Here is an 18294-nt window from a genome sequence, read left to right as displayed (position 1 = left end):
AAGGGTCAGGCTACATTCACCGCGTCCAGGAAAGGGGTTCTGACCGCTTGATACTCGTTTTTGCAGTGCGGGCACACTCGCGTATCGCGTGACAGAATCTTGTTGTGCAAATGAAACAGGTGGCTGTCCTTCTCCCAACAATAGGAGCAATAAGGCTGGCCAAACGGACGACCATCAAGCGTCTTGTAATAACCATCTCCACGGCGCTTAAGATTTCCGCGATATACGATGGCTTCATGCATCCTGATGAGTTCGGCGTCTTTTTCCTCTATCACATCCTGTAATAGGGTTAACTCCATTTTGGCTTCGGACACCGACGCCGTAAGATCCGCTAACACGCGTTTCAGATCGCTCTTCTCAAGCAGGTAGCCCGATTGGCGGATCACTTTGGCAACTTCTTTCGCCCCCTCAAGGGTGTCCATCACAGCTTCTACAGTACCGTGCACTGGCATAGTCAATCTCCCGACATTTTCCGGAAGAAAAGTGTCGTATTACCGACACTTTTCGCATTATGAGAGCTATGCAGCAGATTTAGTGCCAGCCTGCCTGCTTCCAACCAATTGAGCACCTAAAATACATCCTAGAATGATCGCCATACCGGATATCTGACCCGTACTTAGTACCTCACCCATAATAATCACTCCACCGAGTACTGCGACCACAGGGTTGAGCAATCCAAGAAACGCCAACTTATGCACGGGTACAAAGGCCATGGCGCGAAACCATGCCCAATACGCCACTCCCATTCCAATGGGCCCCATCCAGAGCATCGCGATAACGCCCTCCTGCGTAACCTCAGGAAACGGGTGGCCACTCAATCCCGCGAACACCAGTAGACATAACCCACCAAGACTGATCTGGGCCGCTGTAAGCTGTAAAGGCTTAATATCTGACGAATATCGGGAGGCCATCAATACACCAGCGGCCATCACAAAGGCTGCGGATAACGCCGCTGCGATGCCTAACGGTGATAACGCTGCGTCTGCTCGCCAGAGCAGCATCCCTACCCCAACCACGCCACCGACAGCAGCGATAAGATGTGCTAATTCGGCTCCCTGCCCCGTTACCAGTCTCAGTAAAATCACCTGCAATGGTAATGTCGCGACCAATGTCGCTGCTACACCACCCGGTAATACCGAGATCGAATAGAACAGCAGGCCGCTGAACAAAGTGATATTCAACAGGCTCATCAGAAGCAAACGCAGGCCGAATTTTTGCCAGACCTGCACCGGCACTAGCCACACCATAAACAATGCGGGAATGCCAACACGTACCGCTGCCAACCAGACAGGGTCAGCACCCGGCAACCACTTTTGAGTTACGAAGTAAGTACTCCCCCAAACTACGGGAGCTACAACGGCAAGCAACCAAGGAACAAGATTCGTCTTCATTTTTATCTCCACATAAAGATATTTGACATGAAGCTATATCAACCTATGCATCCGGTCAATTATCTTTACATGAAGATAGTTTGAAGAAATAATGTCGTCCTTACCGAAGGAGAAGTTATCGTGGACCATATTGATCAGATTCTGGCGCAATGGCAGCGTGAACGGCCCGAATTAGACGCCTGGCCGATGGCCCCCATCGGCAGAATGTATCGACTGTTCAACTATCTGGCCGGTGATATTGAGGCCGTTCACAAGCAGGGGGGATTAACCACCGGCGAATTCGATGTATTGGCAACCTTACGGCGTAGCGGTGCTCCTTTTCGTCTGACTCCCACCTTATTGTTTCAAACCGCTATGTTGAGTTCTGGTGCCATGACAAACCGCCTGAATCAACTGGAAAAGCGTGGATTGATAACGCGATTGCCTGCAGAGGACGACCGCCGGAGCCTCTTAGTACAGCTCACTGATACTGGCCAGGAGTTGATCGACAATATGGTTGAAGTGCACCTGGAAAAAGAGCGGGAACTACTATCCGCGCTCTCAACGGAAGAACAGGAAACCCTGAACCATTTATTGAAGAAATGGCTCAGAAGCTTCGAGTGACAATTATTTCTCAACAAATGCCCGTTCGATCACATAGTGACCGGCATGCCCACCGCGAGCTTCTTTAAAGCCCAGCTCGTCGAGCATGTCGGTCAGCTCATCAAGCATCGCTGGGCTGCCGCACAACATAAAGCGGTCGTTCTCCGGATCGATATTTTCCAGACCAATATCTGCGGCCAGCTTTCCACTGCGGATAAGATCCGTCAGGCGCCCTGTATTGCGGTACTCCTCCCGGGTCACGGTCGGGTAGTAAATTAACTTCTCCTGCACAATGTCCCCGAAGTATTCGTTGTTCGGCAGTTCGTTTTCGATACGGTCCTGATAAGCCAACTCAGAGACGTACCGAACACCGTGAGTGAGAATGACCTTGCCGTATTGCTCATAGACATCGAGGTCTTTGATAATGCTCATAAACGGCGCCAGACCCGTTCCGGTGCTCAACAGATAAAGGTTCTTACCTGGCAGAAGGTTGTCTGTAATCAGGGTACCCACTGGCTTAGTGCCTACCAGAATCTCATCACCCACTGACAGTTTCTGCAGGTGCTTAGTCAGAGGGCCGTCCTGAACCTTAATTGAGAAAAACTCCATCTCTTCTTCGTAGTTCGCACTGGCAATACTGTATGCTCTGAGTAGTGGCTTATCTTCGACCTCAAGTCCGATCATAGTGAAATGACCATTCTTAAAACGCAGGCCCTGATTGCGGGTAGTAGTGAAACTGAACAGTGTGTCGTTCCAGTGGTGTACGCTGGTAACTGTTTCACGAATCAGGTTGCTCATATTGGCGACTCCGTTGTTTCAAAAAGATAGTGAGCTGTTTGCTCAAAGAATGAACACAGGTTACGCCCACTATCAAATTCGATAAAACAACTTATTTTGATATAATCAATCGAATATACCGATCACAGTATTCCGGGGCGTAAACCGATGAGATACACACTGCGGCAACTCGAGGTCTTCCTCGCGATCGCACAAGCTGGCAACCTGACCCGCGCAGCGAGTGAACTGAACATGTCCCAGAGTGCGGCGAGCAGCGCTCTGAAAGATCTGGAAACCCAATTTGACGTGCTCTTATTCGACCGGGTTGGTAAACGCCTGCAGTTGAGCGATCGAGGTAAGCAGTTACGCCCTGCTGCCGAGAGGCTGATGGGGATGGCCGATGACCTGGAGCAGAGTTTGCTTAATAACGCAGACGCGGGCCCGCTGAACATTGGCGCAACCTTATCTATCGGAAATTATCTCGCAGTGCAGATGGTCGCAGAGTATATGAGCCTGCATCCAGATGCTCCGATCACGCTGGACGTTGAGAATACTGAACACATCGCCGAACGCGTTCTGAATTTTGAACTGGACGTAGGCATGATCGAAGGCGAATTTCAGCACCCACATCTGGATATCAAACCCTGGCGCAGTGACGAACTGACGGTCTTCTGCAGCCCGGATCACGAATTAGCTAATTCTGGCAAGGTCACCGACCAACAACTTATGGCGGCGTCCTGGATTCTTCGCGAAAGCGGCTCGGGCACCCGACAGGCATTTAACCGCGCCATGCGCGGCCTCCTCCCTGAGATGAACATCGCTCTCGAATTGCAGCACACAGAGGCCATTAAGCGTGCGGTTCAGGAAAACCTGGGCGTTGGCTGCCTGTCTTTAATGACACTTGAGGACGAATTCCAGAGCGGACGTTTAGTTCGTATTCGTACACCAGAGCGCGACCTTCACCGCCGCCTGTATCTGATACTGCACAAGCAGAAATATCAGAGTGCAGGTATTCAGGCCTGGATGGATCTATGCCAGAAATGGTCGTCATAAGACACTCTGACTGACCCGACCTTGTGGTAGTATTTCTCTACGCACTCCAGTTGTAGAATCCGATGCTGTTTTATCTTGTCGATGATCATCAGATGTTTGCCGAAGCCCTGAAAAATATCATTGAGGGGTTTGGTCACAACTGCACGGTTCGAGTATTCCCCGACGCCCGCCCTGCTCTTGAACAACTAAAATCCGAAAATCCGAACCTGATCATTCTCGACCTGGAAATGGAGGGAATGGGTGGCACAGATATGTTGAAAATACTCTCTCAACATGGCCTTGAGATACCTGTACTGGTCTGCTCTGGCAACCTCACGCCACACAATATGGGAGAGATTAAAGCCGCCGGCGCACGTGGATTTTTACGAAAGTCCGAGAGTATTACTGAGGTAAAAGAAGCCATCATCGCGGTCATCGAAGGAGGTTATTACCCGCCTGAATTTCGCGATGCCCTAACCGGCAAAACGGGTAACGAAAACCCTCTCTCTCCACGACAGCAAGCCATTCTCACGTTGATGAAATCCGGAATGAGCAATGGTGAAATTGCCGATATGTTGTTTTTAAGCCCGAACACGATCAAAACACATGTCCGTCTTATGTACGACACTCTCAACGTTAGCAGCCGGATTGAGTGCCTTAACAAAGCAAGGTCACTCGGGCTCTGAGCTCGGGCTGCTGTGTACCTGTCGTTATTCTTAAGAGATATCTAACTGCGTAATAGCAGACATAATTTCCGCATTGCTTACGGGTTTGAACAGTACCGGATAACCACTGGCTTTCAGTGCCTGAATTCTTTCGGGGGATGTATTACCAGTCATAATGATCGCTGGGACAGGTCTGCCCAGCTGAGAATTAACCTCTTCGATCATATCGCCGGACGCAAGATTCCCCGGTAGTCGGTCATCAGAAAGAACCAGTTGGGGAATAAAACGTCCAGACCTGAGGGTCCGCTGAAGCTGTTGCATGTTATGCGCAACTTCAACGTCATGACCCGCGGCGACAAGAATCATCGACAGAGAATCAGTGATCTGAGGTTCATCATCGATCACCAGAATACGTAATGGTGTCTGATCTTTGATCGTACTATCTTCCGTGGAATTCGCACTATCATCAGATGCACGGGGTAAATAGAACCGGAAAGACGTGCCCACCCCTACATCAGACTCGAATTCAAAAGGAATGGCGTGTAATTCGCATAGGCGCTTAACAATCGGCAACCCCAGCCCCATGCCAGCATTACCGGCAGCCGTCTCTGGACCAGAATCCAGCTGCACGAACTCCTCGAATACGATGGCCTGTTTAGCCTTTGGAATTCCCTGCCCTGTATCCTCTACAGTGAGGCACACACTAGCACCGGAAGTATGTGCAGATACGGTAATTTCACCCTGCTCGGTATAACGTACCGCATTGCCGATCACATTATCGAGTATTTCAATCAGAATACTTTTATCCGCACAGACCAAGCACTGCTCCCCCTGAACACGTAAATGAATTCCTTTCTCCATCGCGTGCACAGAGTGAACCGCAGAGATTTCATTGAGAACTTTCTGCACACGAATCGCCTGACGATTTACTTCAAGCACTCCAGCATCCAGTTTTGAAATATCAAGCAGCCTGTCAAGCAGATGACTTGCGGAAGACAGGCTTCTCACCAGTTTTTCTGACGTTTCCTGACTGCGCATATCCGGGTTTGAAAGCATGGCTTCTGCGTATAAACGAGCAGCCTGCACTGGCTGACGAAGGTCGTGGCTGGCGACAGCAATAAAGCGTGTTTTCGCAGCTGTCCGCTCATCCGCTAACTCCTGGGCGTTACGATGCTCCAGGCGCAGAATAATGGACTCCATATGGGTTCGATGAATCACGATACTGAACAGCACCAACATCATCCAGGTGAGCGGCGCGATAATCAGTGGCAGTATTTCACCACCAAAATCTACCGCCAGCAGATGCCAGCTGAAACTGAAGAACACAGGCGTAAGAAATGTAATATAAATATCGGGATAGCACCCCATTGTGACTGAGGGCATGGATGAGGCAACCACCACCAGCAACAATAGCGAAAGTATCTGAATCTGACTGGCATCAGGAAAGAACAGAAAAGGCGTCAAAGCCCAGAAAATGCCCCATATCACGGATAGATAGAGGTTGACCCAATGCCAGATACGAACGTAACTCAAAGAACGGTTCTCGTGATCTGACCGATAATGCCATCGGATCAGTAGCCAGGAATTTATGGCGACAAAAAGAATACCGGAAAACCAGATGAGAAGCGCATCAGCTGTCGCGGATGAATAAAACATCAGGCCAACAATACAGGCAACAATAACCGACCCAACCATTCGGGAACCGACTTCGGCCATAAATAGATTATGCCTTTCCCACTGTAGGTCTTCCGCCAGCGGATGTTCATTTATAGGAGGGAGAAACTCATTTTTCAGTTTCCTTAGAAGTCCTGCCAATGCGATTACTCCTTAACATCACTTTACTTCTGGCATCAGAAGAGGCCCAACGGGCCTCTCATCGAACGATACTATTCAGCGGTATCAGTTACCCGGGTGTACCGGTGAGTATACCTCAATGATATTACCGCTATCGGTAGCATCATGGCACCAGAGTTTCTGGCCCACGCCCTGATCTGAAATACCGGTAATAACATCAGAACAGTTCTGTACCGAAGTATCCGAAGATAACGTCATTGCTTGCTTTAAATTCATATCGCGACGATAACCAGCAACGACAATACCTGACGCAGCTGAGTCTGACACCATGTAGATAGAATCGAAATCCGTCGCCTGTTGCCCCGGTATAACAAACATGTCTTTCACCAGCATCTGCTGCGCAACGCCGGTAACAAACGGGTCATTGGCCGACCAGTCAACATTACGTATCGTTGCGGGAGATGATCCTGAATTCGCATACATAAGATTGTTAGTTTCTTCTGAGTCATCATAATATGTGTAATAAACATGGTCTCCAAACCCGGTCACACCTGACATGAAGTCTTCGGTTTGAGAAGCACGCACTACAGTAGAAATATCATCCAAAACGACCGCATCCGTCGCATCAACGTTCGCTGTCGTATCTATCGTGAGTTCGACTTTCATGATACGGGAGTAACTGTACTGAGGTGAACCCGACGTCGTCATTGCATTACCTGCGTAATAAACCACAGCCCCCATGTCGTCACTCGTGCCTTGAGTAAATTCTGCAGCTATTCCGCTGCATTCCCGCGCCTCGACGCTACCATCAACCAGATCAATTTCAGCGACTTTAGATGTATCTGACGTTTTATAGATATGCAGACTAACAGCACTGGTATAGCCCGGTGTATCACTGCCATCCTGACAGGCAACCACATAGCTTTCATCGTTATATGACACGATATCCATATCCTGAAAGTCGCGACGATCGGCCTGGTTATCTATGCTTTTAATTTCAGACAATTCTGTGCTTGGGTAAGTGACAGAGCGAATGGAAAAAATATCGCCATCCTGCCCGGAAACAGGTGCCCCTTTCATGATGGTTAGCTCCGGTGATTCTGAATCACCGTTAAAACCCATACCCAGAATACGATCATTACCAGCACTCCATGTGGTGTCAGATAAGACAATCTGCGTATCCGTATTGTCGGTATTTTGATCTCCCCCAGAAGGGTTATCCGTCGAGTTATCAGCAGAGTCCGGACTCTGGTCATTATTGGAAGAGCCGCCTGATCCACCTCCGCATGCCATAAGAGAAACAGTGATTGCCAAAAGACTGGCACGAGAAAAGAGAGAAGTAGTCATAAGAAACACCGTGAACATTTAACTAATCAATAATAAATAACTGCGCTACTCCCAACTTCACCTCAACAGGTGAAATATAAGAATTGTGTATTTAAATCTTATTGGGAGATGAAAAAGCCCCCTGAAAAGAGGGCTAAAAGAGTGTGGTAAGAATGAGTAATGTCAGTGATTATTTCACTTCTACTTCAGCACCAGCGCCTTCGAGTTCCGCCTTAATCTGCTCGGCTTCCTCTTTGCTTGCTTTGTAAGAAGAGGCAGCGAGAGACACTGCTTTCGCTGGAGATTCTTCCGGAATTTCCTCGACTACGTCAGACTGCGGTACTGTTGGTGCCGTGAACTCAATCAGCTTGCCTTCGTCAGTAGAGTCGTGACACCACACCGTTGTGCCGTTGACTGCCAGCTGATCAACGCATCGGGTGAAATCACCACCGCTCAGCAATACGTACTCACCTCCTGTGAAGTCCGCACCTGCAAGACCAGCATCGTCAGAAACCGCAAGCAAATTTTCGCCGCTGTATACCAGGTCCAGAATAATCGCGCCTTCCTCAGCTTCAGAAGTAAACGGATTACTTTCCATATTCAGTTCGATACCTGCCTCTTTCAGTTCGCTCAGAAGATAAGTTCTTCTCTCAGTAGTCATGGCAACCAGGAAATCATCCTCAGGATCTTCTGCAACTGCTGACAAAATCTCCTCAATGGATTCCAGCACCGCAAAGTCACTTTCAGTTACTTCATTGTTCTCATAATTGTAAATCAGGCTGGCTTCAAAGACTGCGACCTCGCCAGTGCTATCCTTACCAGTAATAAAGAAATCAACCTCATAGGCATCAGTGCCTTTGCTACTCAGATCAGAAGCCGACAGACCGCCGAGCGAATGGCAGTCAACCAGAAAATAGTTACCTTCGGTCTCATCGTTAATGTCGAGAGAAGTGCTGATGTCTGTACCGGCCAGATAGATCTCCAGACTTGCTGGAGTCTGAGTTTCTTCTTCTACGGCAACCGCTCGGGGGCCGACTTCACCGCGCATCGGGATTTCGCCACCTTCAATCATGCTGGCTTCTTCGTATCCGCAAGTCGCAATCAGAACAGTGTCGATTTCTTCGCCTTCGACAGTACCAGACACAGGCAACGCCAGAACATCACGGTAGTAGTCTTTTTCGAGTGCTACGCCCTCAACTGCTACAAATTCTTTTGTTGCTGCAGGCGCTACCATCAAGGTGTGAGAGATGCTGTCGTCAGAGCCGGTCGAACGCTTAAGCGCAACCATGTCACCGTTTGTCGCATTCTGAGGGTAGGTGAGACCAACCAGCTCATCCGCACCTAAAGACCATGCTGTATCGGTATACACCGCAAGAGGATCAGGCGTAACGATGTCGTCACCGGTTTCATCATCACTGGAAGATGACGAACCGCCACCACAGCCAACCAGAGTCATAGAAGTCGCGGCAAGTACCGCCAGTGTTAATTTATTCAGTTCCATTCTGCTCTCCCGAACGTTAGTTTTTGTCAACGCGAGAAGTAGACCAGAAGGGTATTCGGGCTTTCTTCACCCGTTTGGGTGAAAAGAGTTTGGGAAGGCTGCTTATAACGGCCATTCAGGCCTTATTTACCTTTTACTGACCGTCAGGTCAGCTTACTGAAAGCGACAACCACCACGTAATTAACAAGCGCACAGCCAGCAAACTAAGAAACCAGCGGTACAGCAGTCTGAAGCGCGCTTCGGGCAGTTTTCCCAGCAGTTTAAGTCCTGACTTTGTCCCCAGGTAACCCAAAACAATCATGCTTGCCATAACCGGAACCCAGGCAGAGAACGCGAAGCCGATAGCGCCGAAAACGATAATTTTAAGCAGATGCTGAATGCTCATTGCAGTTGAGAAGAGCGCTGTGTAGTGCCACTTATTGTGAGCGTCCTTGCTCAGCCAGGCCGAGACAAGTGGACCGGAGGCACCGACGAGAAAACTTGCTAATGTCGTGATAAAGCCCCCGACCGCTAAACCGACACGAGTGCGCCCGAGGCCAATTTCTGGCATCGGTAGCCAGGTAATCCAGAGAACAAACAAAGCGATAAACAGAGGAATCAATTGGGTATCAAGGCGCCCGACCAACCAGACACCACCGGCGACCGCGAGCACGGCACCCGTGACGAACCAGAACAGACGTGGACGATCAAGGTACTGGCGGGACAGGAACGCGCGAGACGCATTTGAGCCCAGTTGCACTACACCGTGCACTGGCACCAGAGCAATGGGCGGAACAATACCCGCCATCACGGTAATCAGGAAAGCACCACCACCCACTCCCAAAGCGGCCGTGATAAAGGACCCAAGAAATGACGCAGCAAAAAGTATCAGAGCCTCTGTAAGGGTCAGGCCGTCAGGTATAAGTTCGAGCATGTCCCCTCACAGAGTTCTCTTGGACAGAAGTTAATACCCTTCTGGTTTAACAAAACCGCGGAATGACTTCTCTAACAGAGACGCAAACTTAATCGTTGTTTTGTCGTGATATTTGCGACCAAGGATCTGCACATTAACCGGCAGACCATTCTTCGTTGAACCCACAGGTGCGCTTGTTGCGGGCAACCCCATCAGTGTTGCCGGAGCAATCCACATAAAGATATCCGTGTAAGGACCAGGCATACCATTTACATGGAGTTTGCGCTTGTGCATTGCAGGCTTTGGTTGATGTTTGAACGCAGGCACATGAACCACAGGCGTCAAAATCACATCGTACTGGTCGAATAACTTATCGGCTTTCTGCGCAATACGCAGGCGCGCCTCGTGCTGTTGTAGCCAGTCAGCATGCACCTGAGTCATCCCTTTCAGCAGTTTATCGATATGAGCACTGAGTTTAAGCCTCGCACCGAATTTACCGGCAAGCTTACCTATCACCGCGGTCACCCGACGTTGTGCAGGCTTCAGGGTTCCGCTGAGCACCGAGCCGAGCAGGTTCATATAGGTTGGGACAAATGTCTCCAGCGACATCCCTTCTGGCGCTCCGGTCGTGACGTCTACACCTTGAGACTTCAGGTGTGCAGCCAACGCTGTGTAGGCTGCCTGCAACTCATCATCAATCGGGCTCAATGAATCCTGAGTCCATAAGAGCACCTTATAGCCACTCAGATCTTTCTCAGGCGCTTCGGGCAGTGTCAGTGACCAGGAATCTCCCATTAATGGGCCCGGCGCTGCCAGAATATCGAGCATGACATCCAGGTCATCGGCGTAACGCGTCATCGGTCCAGGTGTCGACAGATCAGGTTCAAGAAGCATTCCGGGAGGGCCCGGAATGTGACCCCGGCTGGCGATAATGCCATGCGTCGGTTTATGGCCGTAGGTTCCGCAGAAGTGAGATGGTGTGCGGATAGAGCCCGCGAGGTCAGACCCTAACTCAATCGGGGTGAGCCCTGCAGCAAGCGCAGCGGCTGCACCACCGGACGAGCCGCCCGGCGTGCGACTGGTATCATGGGGGTTATTTGTGGTGCCGTAGACCTTATTGAAGCTCTGCAGATCACCAGCAAACAAAGGCACATTGGTTTTGCCGAAAGGAATCGCGCCCGCATCTATAAGACGCTGTACGGTAAAGGCATTCGAACCAGGCATATGCTTCGCCAGAGACCGGGAGCCGGCTGTACAGGGCATACCGACAACTTCGAAAGTATCTTTGATGGTCATAGGGATACCATGCAGAGGCCCCCATGACTCCCCTTTTGCCCGGGCGTCATCTGCGGCGTCAGCACGGGATAATGCGTCATCAAAGTTTGTTGCTACGACCGCGTTCAGTGCTGGGTTCAGCTTTTCAATACGATCACGGAAGTATTCGACCAACCCGCGGCTGGTAACCTCTCCAGCAGTCAACGCTGCCTGAAGTTCTGCGATGCCGCAGAAAGCCCACTCTTTAGACACAGTCATCCCCTCTATTATTGTCGGCGGCTTTTAATTTTTAGTGACGCCTGATTCTGAATCTGGAATGTGTCTCAGGGTACCGGACACAATAATGACTGCCAATGTGCAAATGTGCCGTGCATCAGTGAGGATTGACCCTATCTGCGTGCAGGCATACTCTCCGGGGACAAAAGTCGAAATCGGGTGAGTGGAGTCCATGAGACAGACGTTGTCGCAACACCTTTTCAGATACGGTGTGACAGCCTTGGCCTGGCTGTCATCGATGGCGGCTCACGCAGAGCAGCCAACAACCTTTCAGAAACTACACTGGGTAAAAAACGACGCGCCCCCTTTCTACATCATCCGACCCGATGGCCGGCCGGGCTTTGGAGATCAACTACAAGCCCTGATTGAAGGTGCTTTGGATAATTACCGACATGCCACTCTTCATGTTCCGCTGAGTCGGTTATCGTCAAGCTGGAAGTCTTACGACCCACTATGCTTCGCGACCATGATTCATGAGGCACCACTGAGCGATGACTACCTGCTCTCAGTGCCCAATGCAATGTACCTGCCTCACGGTATCATCACCACCAATGCATTCGCTGAGAGCTTATCCGTTCAGGAAGATGGCAGCGTGTCGTTAGAGTCAGTTATCAGTGCCAGAGACATTAGCATGGGGCACATCAGTGGCCGCACTTACGGTGATGAACTGGATAGCATACTGCATACGTACCGACATAATATCGAAGTCAATACCCGAGCGGGCTCGACTGAGACACAAGGTATTCTCACTATGCTGAATAAGGGCCGCTTTGATTTCATCATCGACTATGAATTTGTTCTTAACCACCATGTGTACTCTGACCAAGATGCTGACCAACTGCGTTTCCTACCGATTTCTGAAACCCGCGACAGCTTCATTCTTGGTGCAGTCGGCTGTACGAACTCATCTGAGGGTAAGAAAGCTATTCAGGCCATAAATAAAGCCCTGCCCGATATCGTCAAAAGCCGGTCATATCGCAGAGCCGTTGCTGCCTGGTTGGTTCCGGTTGGCGATGAAGCCTATTACTGGAATAAATTCGATGACGTTCTGACTAAGTATCTCGGGTTACCTGTACAACCACATACAACCGCCAGACTCCCGTTGGCGGAATCAGAATAATTTAATGGGTTAGAAGACAGCCCGTGCCGAATAGCACGGGCAGTCTTCAATCACCAGATCACGATACTGCAGAAAAGACTTTACTGAAGCTAGATTGCTCCTGAATATTTACCGGCAGCCTCAACTGACGAGAAATATCGCTGGCCGAAAAAACACCCCTAATCTGGTGAGTGTCCTCATCAATTACCAGGCAATGCTGCTGATAGTTCCCCTGCAGAAAATCTATTACATCGCCAATTGTTGATGAGCTTACCTCATGAATATTCAGCGCCAGAAGGTCATGTTTTCTTGTCATCAGATCACTGACACGCACTTCATCACGGGGGACACCGGAGGCCGCAGCTTCAGCAATAATATTCTGCTCCGACAGGTCGGCGGCTGAAACCACCCCTGCGAAATGTCCGGCGGCATCAACCACAATCTTTAACCGGACGTGTGTCCGGATCATAAGGCTGCGCGCTTCGGGTGCAGGAACGGGCCCTTCAATAACCAGAGGCTCAACGTCGCGGAAATCAGTAAAGAAATCCATCGCCGGGCTGAATAGGTTTTTTTCCTTAAAATCTGCTGGCTGAACCAGCTCATCAATTTTCTGGACAGGGTATAGGGTCAACTTTTTCATAATACGATCTCCTGGCACTGCAATTTGTCGTGCAGTACTGATTCTTTAATATTTGATTAAACAGTCTGAAGAATCAGAAAAAAGGGGGAGCCCGTATAGAGGAAGACCGACCTAAAGAGGGAACTGCCGCGGGGACAGCGCGAGGAACATCCTGTGAAGACAGGATACCCCCTGACAGCGTGCGGCCTGAAAGTGCCGACTTTTCGTCGTCATCCGCACCGTTGTCACATGTACTCAGCAATGCATCAGCAAGAATCTCCACAGCGATCGCGGAGGAGTTGGCCTCTGCCGTGTTGATATTCTTAGTAGTGGCCTGATGGGCTGAATAAGATACCGTAGACGCAGGAAGAGAGAGATTCAGAAGTAGCAGCAACGCTGGCACTAGCGAAAAGCGCATACACCCTCCTAAATACTCAAAAGACTGATATCAATATATGCCTGAGATCGGGTTTCTACCAGTAAGTTTCCGTCAACAAATAGAAAGTGTGATCTCTTCGTCATTCCACCAGCAGAAAACGAAGTAAGTTAAACCACCATAAATAGCTCACAGTGCCCGATACGAATTCAGGCTATAACAAATGCGAATAGAGCGCTCCCTGTCTCAGGCGTATATTTGGTGCACAACTCATAGTACAAACAATAGAAAGGAATCTGCCCATGACGGCATCAACCACTCCCAGCGAGTTTCCTGTATGCCTTGCCATACAGCCCCCCACCACCGGATCCGAAGACAGCCAATGGGGTATAACCACGGCGACGCTTCCTTCCGGGATTGCTCAGGCAATCCCTACAGATACCAGTGCCACCGCACGACTGACGATCAATGGTGTCTCCTGTAGCCTTTTTTACAGCCCTTCACAAGGCTCAATCAGCTTCATAGAAGAGTCTGACTCCCACCCCCTGAGCAAACTGCTCAGTAATAGCGCAGTCGATCAGGCACTGACCACGATGGATGTCTTCTATCTCGGCGGTCAGGCCTACCTGGCAACCTACGATACAGCATCGAGCTACCTGAACCTTTACCGAATCTCAGCAGACTACAGCCTGTCTTCGGTGCGTAACCAGTACGTCGGCGAAGGCTTCACCATGATGCATGTTCTGCCATACCGCGATACAACCTGTGTCGTGCTGTACAACGGCTCAACCGGTGCCTGTGTTAAATATCAGATCAGTGTGCCTCCATACGATGGTCTCAGCCTTCAGGAAGTCTGGTCAGACATCTGGGCGAAGACATGGGGGCACTTCACCTTCTTCGTCTTTGGTGGCGAGAATTTCTTTCTCAAGATCAATCAGCAACACGAGAAAGTGAATATCGATCACTTTATGGATGACCCGGATGAAGGCTCTCACCCCGTGCTGAGCGAAAACGCCAGTCAGTCCATGCTAAACGCTACATCACTGGCAGGTTTTCAGGGACAACAAGGGCAGTCTTATTTTTTCGTTTATGAAAATAATGGAAATCTCTCGCTCAATAGCATCTATCCAAATTGTCTCGGTTGGTGGCCACTCACCCAGACCCAGACCCTTGCGGATGCAGGCTGCCTGCACCCGATCTCAAGCAAGAATTCAAACTGGTTGCTACTTCTTAAGTGAGAAGCATCGGAATAAGAAGGAATTTATATGTCACGCCTACTTCAAAAAAATTATAAAGTATCTGCCGGCGTCTCTCTTCCAGTCATCGACTGGTCTTCAGTCAATGCTGAAAAACCTGAGGCACAGGCATTACACGAGCAACAACTACCGTCGGCTGATGTCGCCGTCATTACCTGGACCAGTGCGGAATGGTCTGCTCTTGATCATGTTTTTCTGCATAGCGATACCGAGCGCTCTTCTGAGTCTTATGAATGGCGATATCAGTGGCGCCCGCTAACGGTCGCAGGGACAACCGAACCTCTGCTCTACTACCAGAAAGTTAAAATGCAGAAATCAGACGGTACGCCTTTACAGGTATTGCTGATCAAATCGGAAGTTCACCTCGCCCATCCGCCTTATATCAGCGGCGTCGAGCAATTAGTCGACCTGATCATCACGGAGTCCGGGGTCTCTACTGTTATCTCAACCGGAACCGCCGGAGGCAGCACCACGGCTCAGCCACTGGGCGATGTTGTGCTGACGACCGCTGCTTCCATTCGCCTCGAAAAGTCAGAAAATACGGAAAAATGCCAATACAACAATCAGACATTTACCGGAAAGGACTTTTTTAAATCGAACCCGGTATTCGATGACGTACGCAATCAACTGATGATGCCTCTGAATACGGTCTGGAATGACGAAAGCATCAAGACATCCGTTGCCGAACTGAATGAAAAATCGAAGACCAGCTATACCGCTGACGATCTGATCAATGCTCCTCTGGTGCCTTCGAGTCTGGCTAGCAACACGATTGAATTTGCCGGAACGCAACCGCTGCTAACCACCGACTATTACTTCATTGCGCAGGGAAATGCCGCAGAGAAGTACTGCTTCCTTGAAATGGATGATGCCGTGATTGCGCATCAATGCCAGCAACGAAATATCCGCTTTGGATTTATCCGCAACGTCTCCGACCCGGTTATTGCTGCCACCGACCTGAAAGGCCAGGCAATCCCCGAAGAAGTGCGCGAAGATTGGTCTGGTATTATTTACAGCCTGTGCGGGTTCTACACAACGTTCAACAGTGCCTTAACCTGCTGGGCTGCTCTTCGGAGTAATGTCTGAATCGAAAAAGCCCCGGACATCCGGGGCTTTTTTATATCTCAAGAGACTGGCATTAACTGAGCTATGAAGCCGCTTTCATCAAACCACTGTTTTCGAGCGTCAGGTTCAGAGTTTCATTATCCTTAATAGGAATTCCACCCTCGCGCTCTGTCCACATTTGCATGACTTTATCCGGAACAGAAAACGAGCGGATCGCGCCCGGCTTATCAGAAGTAAGTGCCTGAATATTTTCAGGGACATTACCTACGACTTTAAGAGCCAGCCACAAAACAAACGACGCACTGTCCTGAACCAGAATCGCTTCAGTGATCAGGTTTTTGCGAATTGCATCCTGCAACACTGCGATCAGCTGGCTCTGCTCTTCTGTATTATTTCCCGGGACAACAAATACAGCCACAGGCGTCGACGACCAATCGATCGGTTTTCCAGAAAAGTAATACGCTTGAGAGGGCTTAAGCGGACCTGTCGTATACACCTTCGGAAACCCAGACCGGCTCGGTGGAATATTCCCGTCGCGAGTGAAATTAAATACTTCGTTATGCAGCAACCCGTACGCCCTGCCAATCACCGTATCGTGGCTGGCCGAATAGTAAGTCTGCTGATCGCTGTAACCAACCAGAGCTACCTCATCAGGCATGCCCTGAACATCACTCTTCACCAGCGTCGGGATATAAGAACGGAGGCCAATGGGCATCATGGCCTGACAGGTAAGCGGAATAAAAACATCGGCCAGTTTATCAACGAAACCGCTCCGGTCACTCAGGTATCCAGCATTGCGGAAACCACGCCATACGCGGATAGAAGAAGGATGAATCAGATTGCTGTCGCGCATAAGAACGTCCTGTACTTGAGGTGGGCCTTTGAATGTATACCTTAACGGTAGGCCCTCATCTTCACTGGTACAAATCAGATTCAGAATCCCCCCTATGCCCTATCGGAATTGGCGCTACGACAGTTTCAACACACACTTCTCATCGGGCCTGGTCGGATAAGATACGGCTCATAATCAGGAGACTCCATGAATCTGAAACACTTTTACAACCAGACCCAGGTACCCTTAACTATTGCCATTGTGGTCACCAGTCAGAACTCAATCCGTACAGGCCTCACCGCCGCCGAAGTCACTCATAAATTCAGTATCAATCCGGGCCAGGACTGCAAGCTGGAATACGGCACCCTGGAATGCAGCTACATCAAAGCGATCAATATCAGTTATGAGGTATCCAGCATTCGCTACGAATCCAATCAGGAAGTTCTTTCCCCAGACGCAGAGCTGGCGGGCGTTCTGAACGAAGGGAGCTATGTTGCAATTACTCATGTGTCGCCCCCGGCCTTTGAGAGCGATGCCTAATGCTTAAGAATGAGAATCATGTTATGTTGATTGTACATTTACTGATCGACATGGATGACAGCAGTGCAACCCATCGACCCCAAATACTTTCGCGCCTTTAAAGCCGTCGACCGCTCAGGCAGTTTCAGTGAAGCCGCAGATATTGCTGCAATGACACAAGCCAATGTCAGTAAACATATCAAGGCTCTTGAAGAATCCATCGGTAACGACCTCTTCCTGCGTACCACCAAAGGACCCGTCATTACAGAGGCCGGCTTAAAGCTACGGGATTACATACAGCACTTCGAAAACCTTCATGCAGATTTTCTCGTGGATGTGGGGAATACCGCTAAAGAGGTTAAGGGCACAGTCAGTTATGCAATGCCGGCGTCCTGCTTACTTTCGCCACATTTTCCGATGCTACTGGAGCGTCGTCACTCTCATCCGGATCTTGAAATCAACCTGGAGCTGACACCGACCGATAAAGTATTTGAGCGAATTCTGAATGGTCGTATCGACTTTGGTTTTGTAACGAAAAAAATCGATCATCCACGCCTGGAATACATCCCCTTCTGCAAAGAAGAATACGTCGCCGTCGCCTCACCTGACATAGACCTCAAAAATCTGAACAGCGACAACCTGTTGAATTACCGATATATCGATTATCCGGGCTTTGACGTCTACTTCGACTACTGGCGTACACATCATTTCCCGGACAGCCAGCACACCCAGGCGCTATCGCTACATTGCGCCGGAAATATCAACAGTATCGAAGGCGCCATCCTGATGACGTTAGGTGGCCTGGGCGTGAGTATTTTCCCGCGTCACTGTATCCAGCAGCATATAGACGATGGGAAACTGGTCGTTTTTGAACAGGCAAACAGCGAACCTCTGCTCAACGATATCTATATTTCATCGTTAAAGTCAGATCAACGTCCGTACCGGGTTGAACTGGTGATTTCATGGTTTATGGATATGGTCGCGGATCACTGATTGGCAGGCACAAAAAAGGCGCTC

At 49.8% G+C, this 18294-nt stretch carries 19 protein-coding genes; 8 read left to right on the top strand and 11 right to left on the bottom strand.

The genetic code is table 11. From position 1 onward, the window contains the following. Positions 1-5 precede the first annotated feature (5 nt). Positions 6-452, bottom strand: a complete 447-nt coding sequence (locus tag BW941_RS10525; RefSeq protein WP_076515903.1) for a hypothetical protein — start codon at positions 450-452, stop codon at positions 6-8. A 66-nt stretch (positions 453-518) separates the two neighbouring features. After that, positions 519-1391 carry a DMT family transporter gene (locus tag BW941_RS10520; RefSeq protein WP_076515901.1) on the bottom strand — a complete coding sequence of 291 codons (873 nt, stop codon included), beginning with the start codon at positions 1389-1391 and terminating at the stop codon, positions 519-521. 120 nt (positions 1392-1511) lie between these two features. On the opposite strand from BW941_RS10520, the gene BW941_RS10515 reads away from it, so the two are divergent. Further along, the gene (locus BW941_RS10515) at positions 1512-1994 is read left to right on the top strand and encodes a MarR family winged helix-turn-helix transcriptional regulator (protein ID WP_076515899.1); all 483 of its coding nucleotides are present in this window, start codon (positions 1512-1514) and stop codon (positions 1992-1994) included. Positions 1995-1997: 3 nt separating this feature from the next. Here BW941_RS10515 and BW941_RS10510 read toward each other — a convergent pair whose 3' ends face one another. Further along, positions 1998-2771, bottom strand: coding sequence for a ferredoxin--NADP reductase (locus tag BW941_RS10510; protein ID WP_076515897.1), 774 nt, complete (start codon positions 2769-2771; stop codon positions 1998-2000). Positions 2772-2918: 147 nt separating this feature from the next. Here BW941_RS10510 and BW941_RS10505 point away from each other — a divergent pair, with 147 nt between their 5' ends. Both BW941_RS10505 and BW941_RS10500 read left to right on the top strand, forming a co-directional pair. Continuing rightward, entirely contained in the window at positions 2919-3803 is an 885-nt protein-coding gene (locus BW941_RS10505; protein ID WP_076515895.1) for a LysR family transcriptional regulator, read from the top strand. A gap of 62 nt (positions 3804-3865) precedes the next feature. Next, positions 3866-4468: a response regulator transcription factor gene (locus BW941_RS10500; RefSeq protein ID WP_076515893.1), complete on the top strand. Its 603-nt coding sequence runs from the start codon at positions 3866-3868 to the stop codon at positions 4466-4468. A 30-nt stretch (positions 4469-4498) separates the two neighbouring features. Here the strand turns inward: BW941_RS10500 and BW941_RS10495 are convergent, their stop codons facing one another. The 5 genes from BW941_RS10495 to BW941_RS10475 all read right to left on the bottom strand — a co-directional run bounded on the left by BW941_RS10495 (position 4499) and on the right by BW941_RS10475 (position 11487). Beyond that, a complete protein-coding gene (locus tag BW941_RS10495; protein WP_076515891.1) occupies positions 4499-6163 on the bottom strand; it encodes an ATP-binding response regulator in 1665 nt (554 codons plus the stop codon). A 183-nt stretch (positions 6164-6346) separates the two neighbouring features. Beyond that, positions 6347-7588, bottom strand: a complete 1242-nt coding sequence (locus tag BW941_RS10490; RefSeq protein ID WP_076515889.1) for a hypothetical protein — start codon at positions 7586-7588, stop codon at positions 6347-6349. A 169-nt stretch (positions 7589-7757) separates the two neighbouring features. Further along, positions 7758-9068 carry a hypothetical protein gene (locus BW941_RS17885; protein WP_076515887.1) on the bottom strand — a complete coding sequence of 437 codons (1311 nt, stop codon included), beginning with the start codon at positions 9066-9068 and terminating at the stop codon, positions 7758-7760. Between the two features lie 148 nt (positions 9069-9216). Continuing rightward, positions 9217-9981, bottom strand: coding sequence for a sulfite exporter TauE/SafE family protein (locus tag BW941_RS10480; RefSeq protein WP_076515885.1), 765 nt, complete (start codon positions 9979-9981; stop codon positions 9217-9219). Between the two features lie 30 nt (positions 9982-10011). Further along, the gene (locus BW941_RS10475) at positions 10012-11487 is read right to left on the bottom strand and encodes an amidase (protein ID WP_076515883.1); all 1476 of its coding nucleotides are present in this window, start codon (positions 11485-11487) and stop codon (positions 10012-10014) included. 196 nt (positions 11488-11683) lie between these two features. Here BW941_RS10475 and BW941_RS10470 point away from each other — a divergent pair, with 196 nt between their 5' ends. Beyond that, a complete protein-coding gene (locus BW941_RS10470; RefSeq protein WP_139325820.1) occupies positions 11684-12631 on the top strand; it encodes a hypothetical protein in 948 nt (315 codons plus the stop codon). A 58-nt stretch (positions 12632-12689) separates the two neighbouring features. On the opposite strand, the gene BW941_RS10465 is transcribed toward BW941_RS10470, so the two are convergent. Together BW941_RS10465 and BW941_RS10460 are read right to left on the bottom strand one after the other, a co-directional pair. Next, positions 12690-13250 carry a CBS domain-containing protein gene (locus BW941_RS10465; protein WP_076515879.1) on the bottom strand — a complete coding sequence of 187 codons (561 nt, stop codon included), beginning with the start codon at positions 13248-13250 and terminating at the stop codon, positions 12690-12692. Between the two features lie 73 nt (positions 13251-13323). Then, positions 13324-13647 (bottom strand): hypothetical protein, encoded by a 324-nt coding sequence (locus BW941_RS10460; protein ID WP_076515877.1) that lies wholly within the window; start codon positions 13645-13647, stop codon positions 13324-13326. 260 nt (positions 13648-13907) lie between these two features. On the opposite strand from BW941_RS10460, the gene BW941_RS10455 reads away from it, so the two are divergent. Together BW941_RS10455 and BW941_RS10450 are read left to right on the top strand one after the other, a co-directional pair. Next, the gene (locus BW941_RS10455; RefSeq protein ID WP_076515875.1) at positions 13908-14843 is read left to right on the top strand and encodes a hypothetical protein; all 936 of its coding nucleotides are present in this window, start codon (positions 13908-13910) and stop codon (positions 14841-14843) included. A gap of 27 nt (positions 14844-14870) precedes the next feature. Then, positions 14871-15947, top strand: coding sequence for a nucleoside phosphorylase-I family protein (locus BW941_RS10450; RefSeq protein WP_076515874.1), 1077 nt, complete (start codon positions 14871-14873; stop codon positions 15945-15947). Positions 15948-16008: 61 nt separating this feature from the next. Here the strand turns inward: BW941_RS10450 and BW941_RS10445 are convergent, their stop codons facing one another. Further along, on the bottom strand, positions 16009-16779 hold the full coding sequence (locus BW941_RS10445; protein WP_076515872.1) for a hypothetical protein: 771 nt from the start codon (positions 16777-16779) through the stop codon (positions 16009-16011). Between the two features lie 186 nt (positions 16780-16965). Here BW941_RS10445 and BW941_RS10440 point away from each other — a divergent pair, with 186 nt between their 5' ends. Next, entirely contained in the window at positions 16966-17298 is a 333-nt protein-coding gene (locus BW941_RS10440) for a hypothetical protein (protein ID WP_076515870.1), read from the top strand. A 54-nt stretch (positions 17299-17352) separates the two neighbouring features. Beyond that, positions 17353-18270, top strand: coding sequence for a LysR family transcriptional regulator (locus BW941_RS10435; RefSeq protein WP_076515868.1), 918 nt, complete (start codon positions 17353-17355; stop codon positions 18268-18270). Positions 18271-18294 lie beyond the last annotated feature (24 nt).

Origin of the sequence: Thalassolituus maritimus (assembly GCF_900156675.1) — a bacterium.
Classification (GTDB): domain Bacteria; phylum Pseudomonadota; class Gammaproteobacteria; order Pseudomonadales; family Oceanobacteraceae; genus Thalassolituus; species Thalassolituus maritimus.
Note: the sequence above shows the minus strand (reverse complement) of the source record. Positions and strands in the feature narration are given on the sequence as shown.

What these genes read in the sequence shown, in the direction of transcription:
- BW941_RS10505 (WP_076515895.1), top strand. Translation starts at nt 2,919, where the DNA reads ATGAGATACACACTGCGGCAACTCGAGGTCTTCCTCGCGATCGCACAA.
- BW941_RS10445 (WP_076515872.1), bottom strand. Translation starts at nt 16,779, where the DNA reads ATGCGCGACAGCAATCTGATTCATCCTTCTTCTATCCGCGTATGGCGT.
- BW941_RS10480 (WP_076515885.1), bottom strand. Translation starts at nt 9,981, where the DNA reads ATGCTCGAACTTATACCTGACGGCCTGACCCTTACAGAGGCTCTGATA.
- BW941_RS10500 (WP_076515893.1), top strand. Translation starts at nt 3,866, where the DNA reads ATGCTGTTTTATCTTGTCGATGATCATCAGATGTTTGCCGAAGCCCTG.
- BW941_RS10520 (WP_076515901.1), bottom strand. Translation starts at nt 1,391, where the DNA reads ATGAAGACGAATCTTGTTCCTTGGTTGCTTGCCGTTGTAGCTCCCGTA.
- BW941_RS10460 (WP_076515877.1), bottom strand. Translation starts at nt 13,647, where the DNA reads ATGCGCTTTTCGCTAGTGCCAGCGTTGCTGCTACTTCTGAATCTCTCT.
- BW941_RS17885 (WP_076515887.1), bottom strand. Translation starts at nt 9,068, where the DNA reads ATGGAACTGAATAAATTAACACTGGCGGTACTTGCCGCGACTTCTATG.
- BW941_RS10510 (WP_076515897.1), bottom strand. Translation starts at nt 2,771, where the DNA reads ATGAGCAACCTGATTCGTGAAACAGTTACCAGCGTACACCACTGGAAC.
- BW941_RS10440 (WP_076515870.1), top strand. Translation starts at nt 16,966, where the DNA reads ATGAATCTGAAACACTTTTACAACCAGACCCAGGTACCCTTAACTATT.
- BW941_RS10450 (WP_076515874.1), top strand. Translation starts at nt 14,871, where the DNA reads ATGTCACGCCTACTTCAAAAAAATTATAAAGTATCTGCCGGCGTCTCT.
- BW941_RS10495 (WP_076515891.1), bottom strand. Translation starts at nt 6,163, where the DNA reads ATGGCCGAAGTCGGTTCCCGAATGGTTGGGTCGGTTATTGTTGCCTGT.
- BW941_RS10465 (WP_076515879.1), bottom strand. Translation starts at nt 13,250, where the DNA reads ATGAAAAAGTTGACCCTATACCCTGTCCAGAAAATTGATGAGCTGGTT.
- BW941_RS10435 (WP_076515868.1), top strand. Translation starts at nt 17,353, where the DNA reads ATGACAGCAGTGCAACCCATCGACCCCAAATACTTTCGCGCCTTTAAA.
- BW941_RS10525 (WP_076515903.1), bottom strand. Translation starts at nt 452, where the DNA reads ATGCCAGTGCACGGTACTGTAGAAGCTGTGATGGACACCCTTGAGGGG.
- BW941_RS10490 (WP_076515889.1), bottom strand. Translation starts at nt 7,588, where the DNA reads ATGACTACTTCTCTCTTTTCTCGTGCCAGTCTTTTGGCAATCACTGTT.
- BW941_RS10455 (WP_076515875.1), top strand. Translation starts at nt 13,908, where the DNA reads ATGACGGCATCAACCACTCCCAGCGAGTTTCCTGTATGCCTTGCCATA.
- BW941_RS10470 (WP_139325820.1), top strand. Translation starts at nt 11,684, where the DNA reads ATGAGACAGACGTTGTCGCAACACCTTTTCAGATACGGTGTGACAGCC.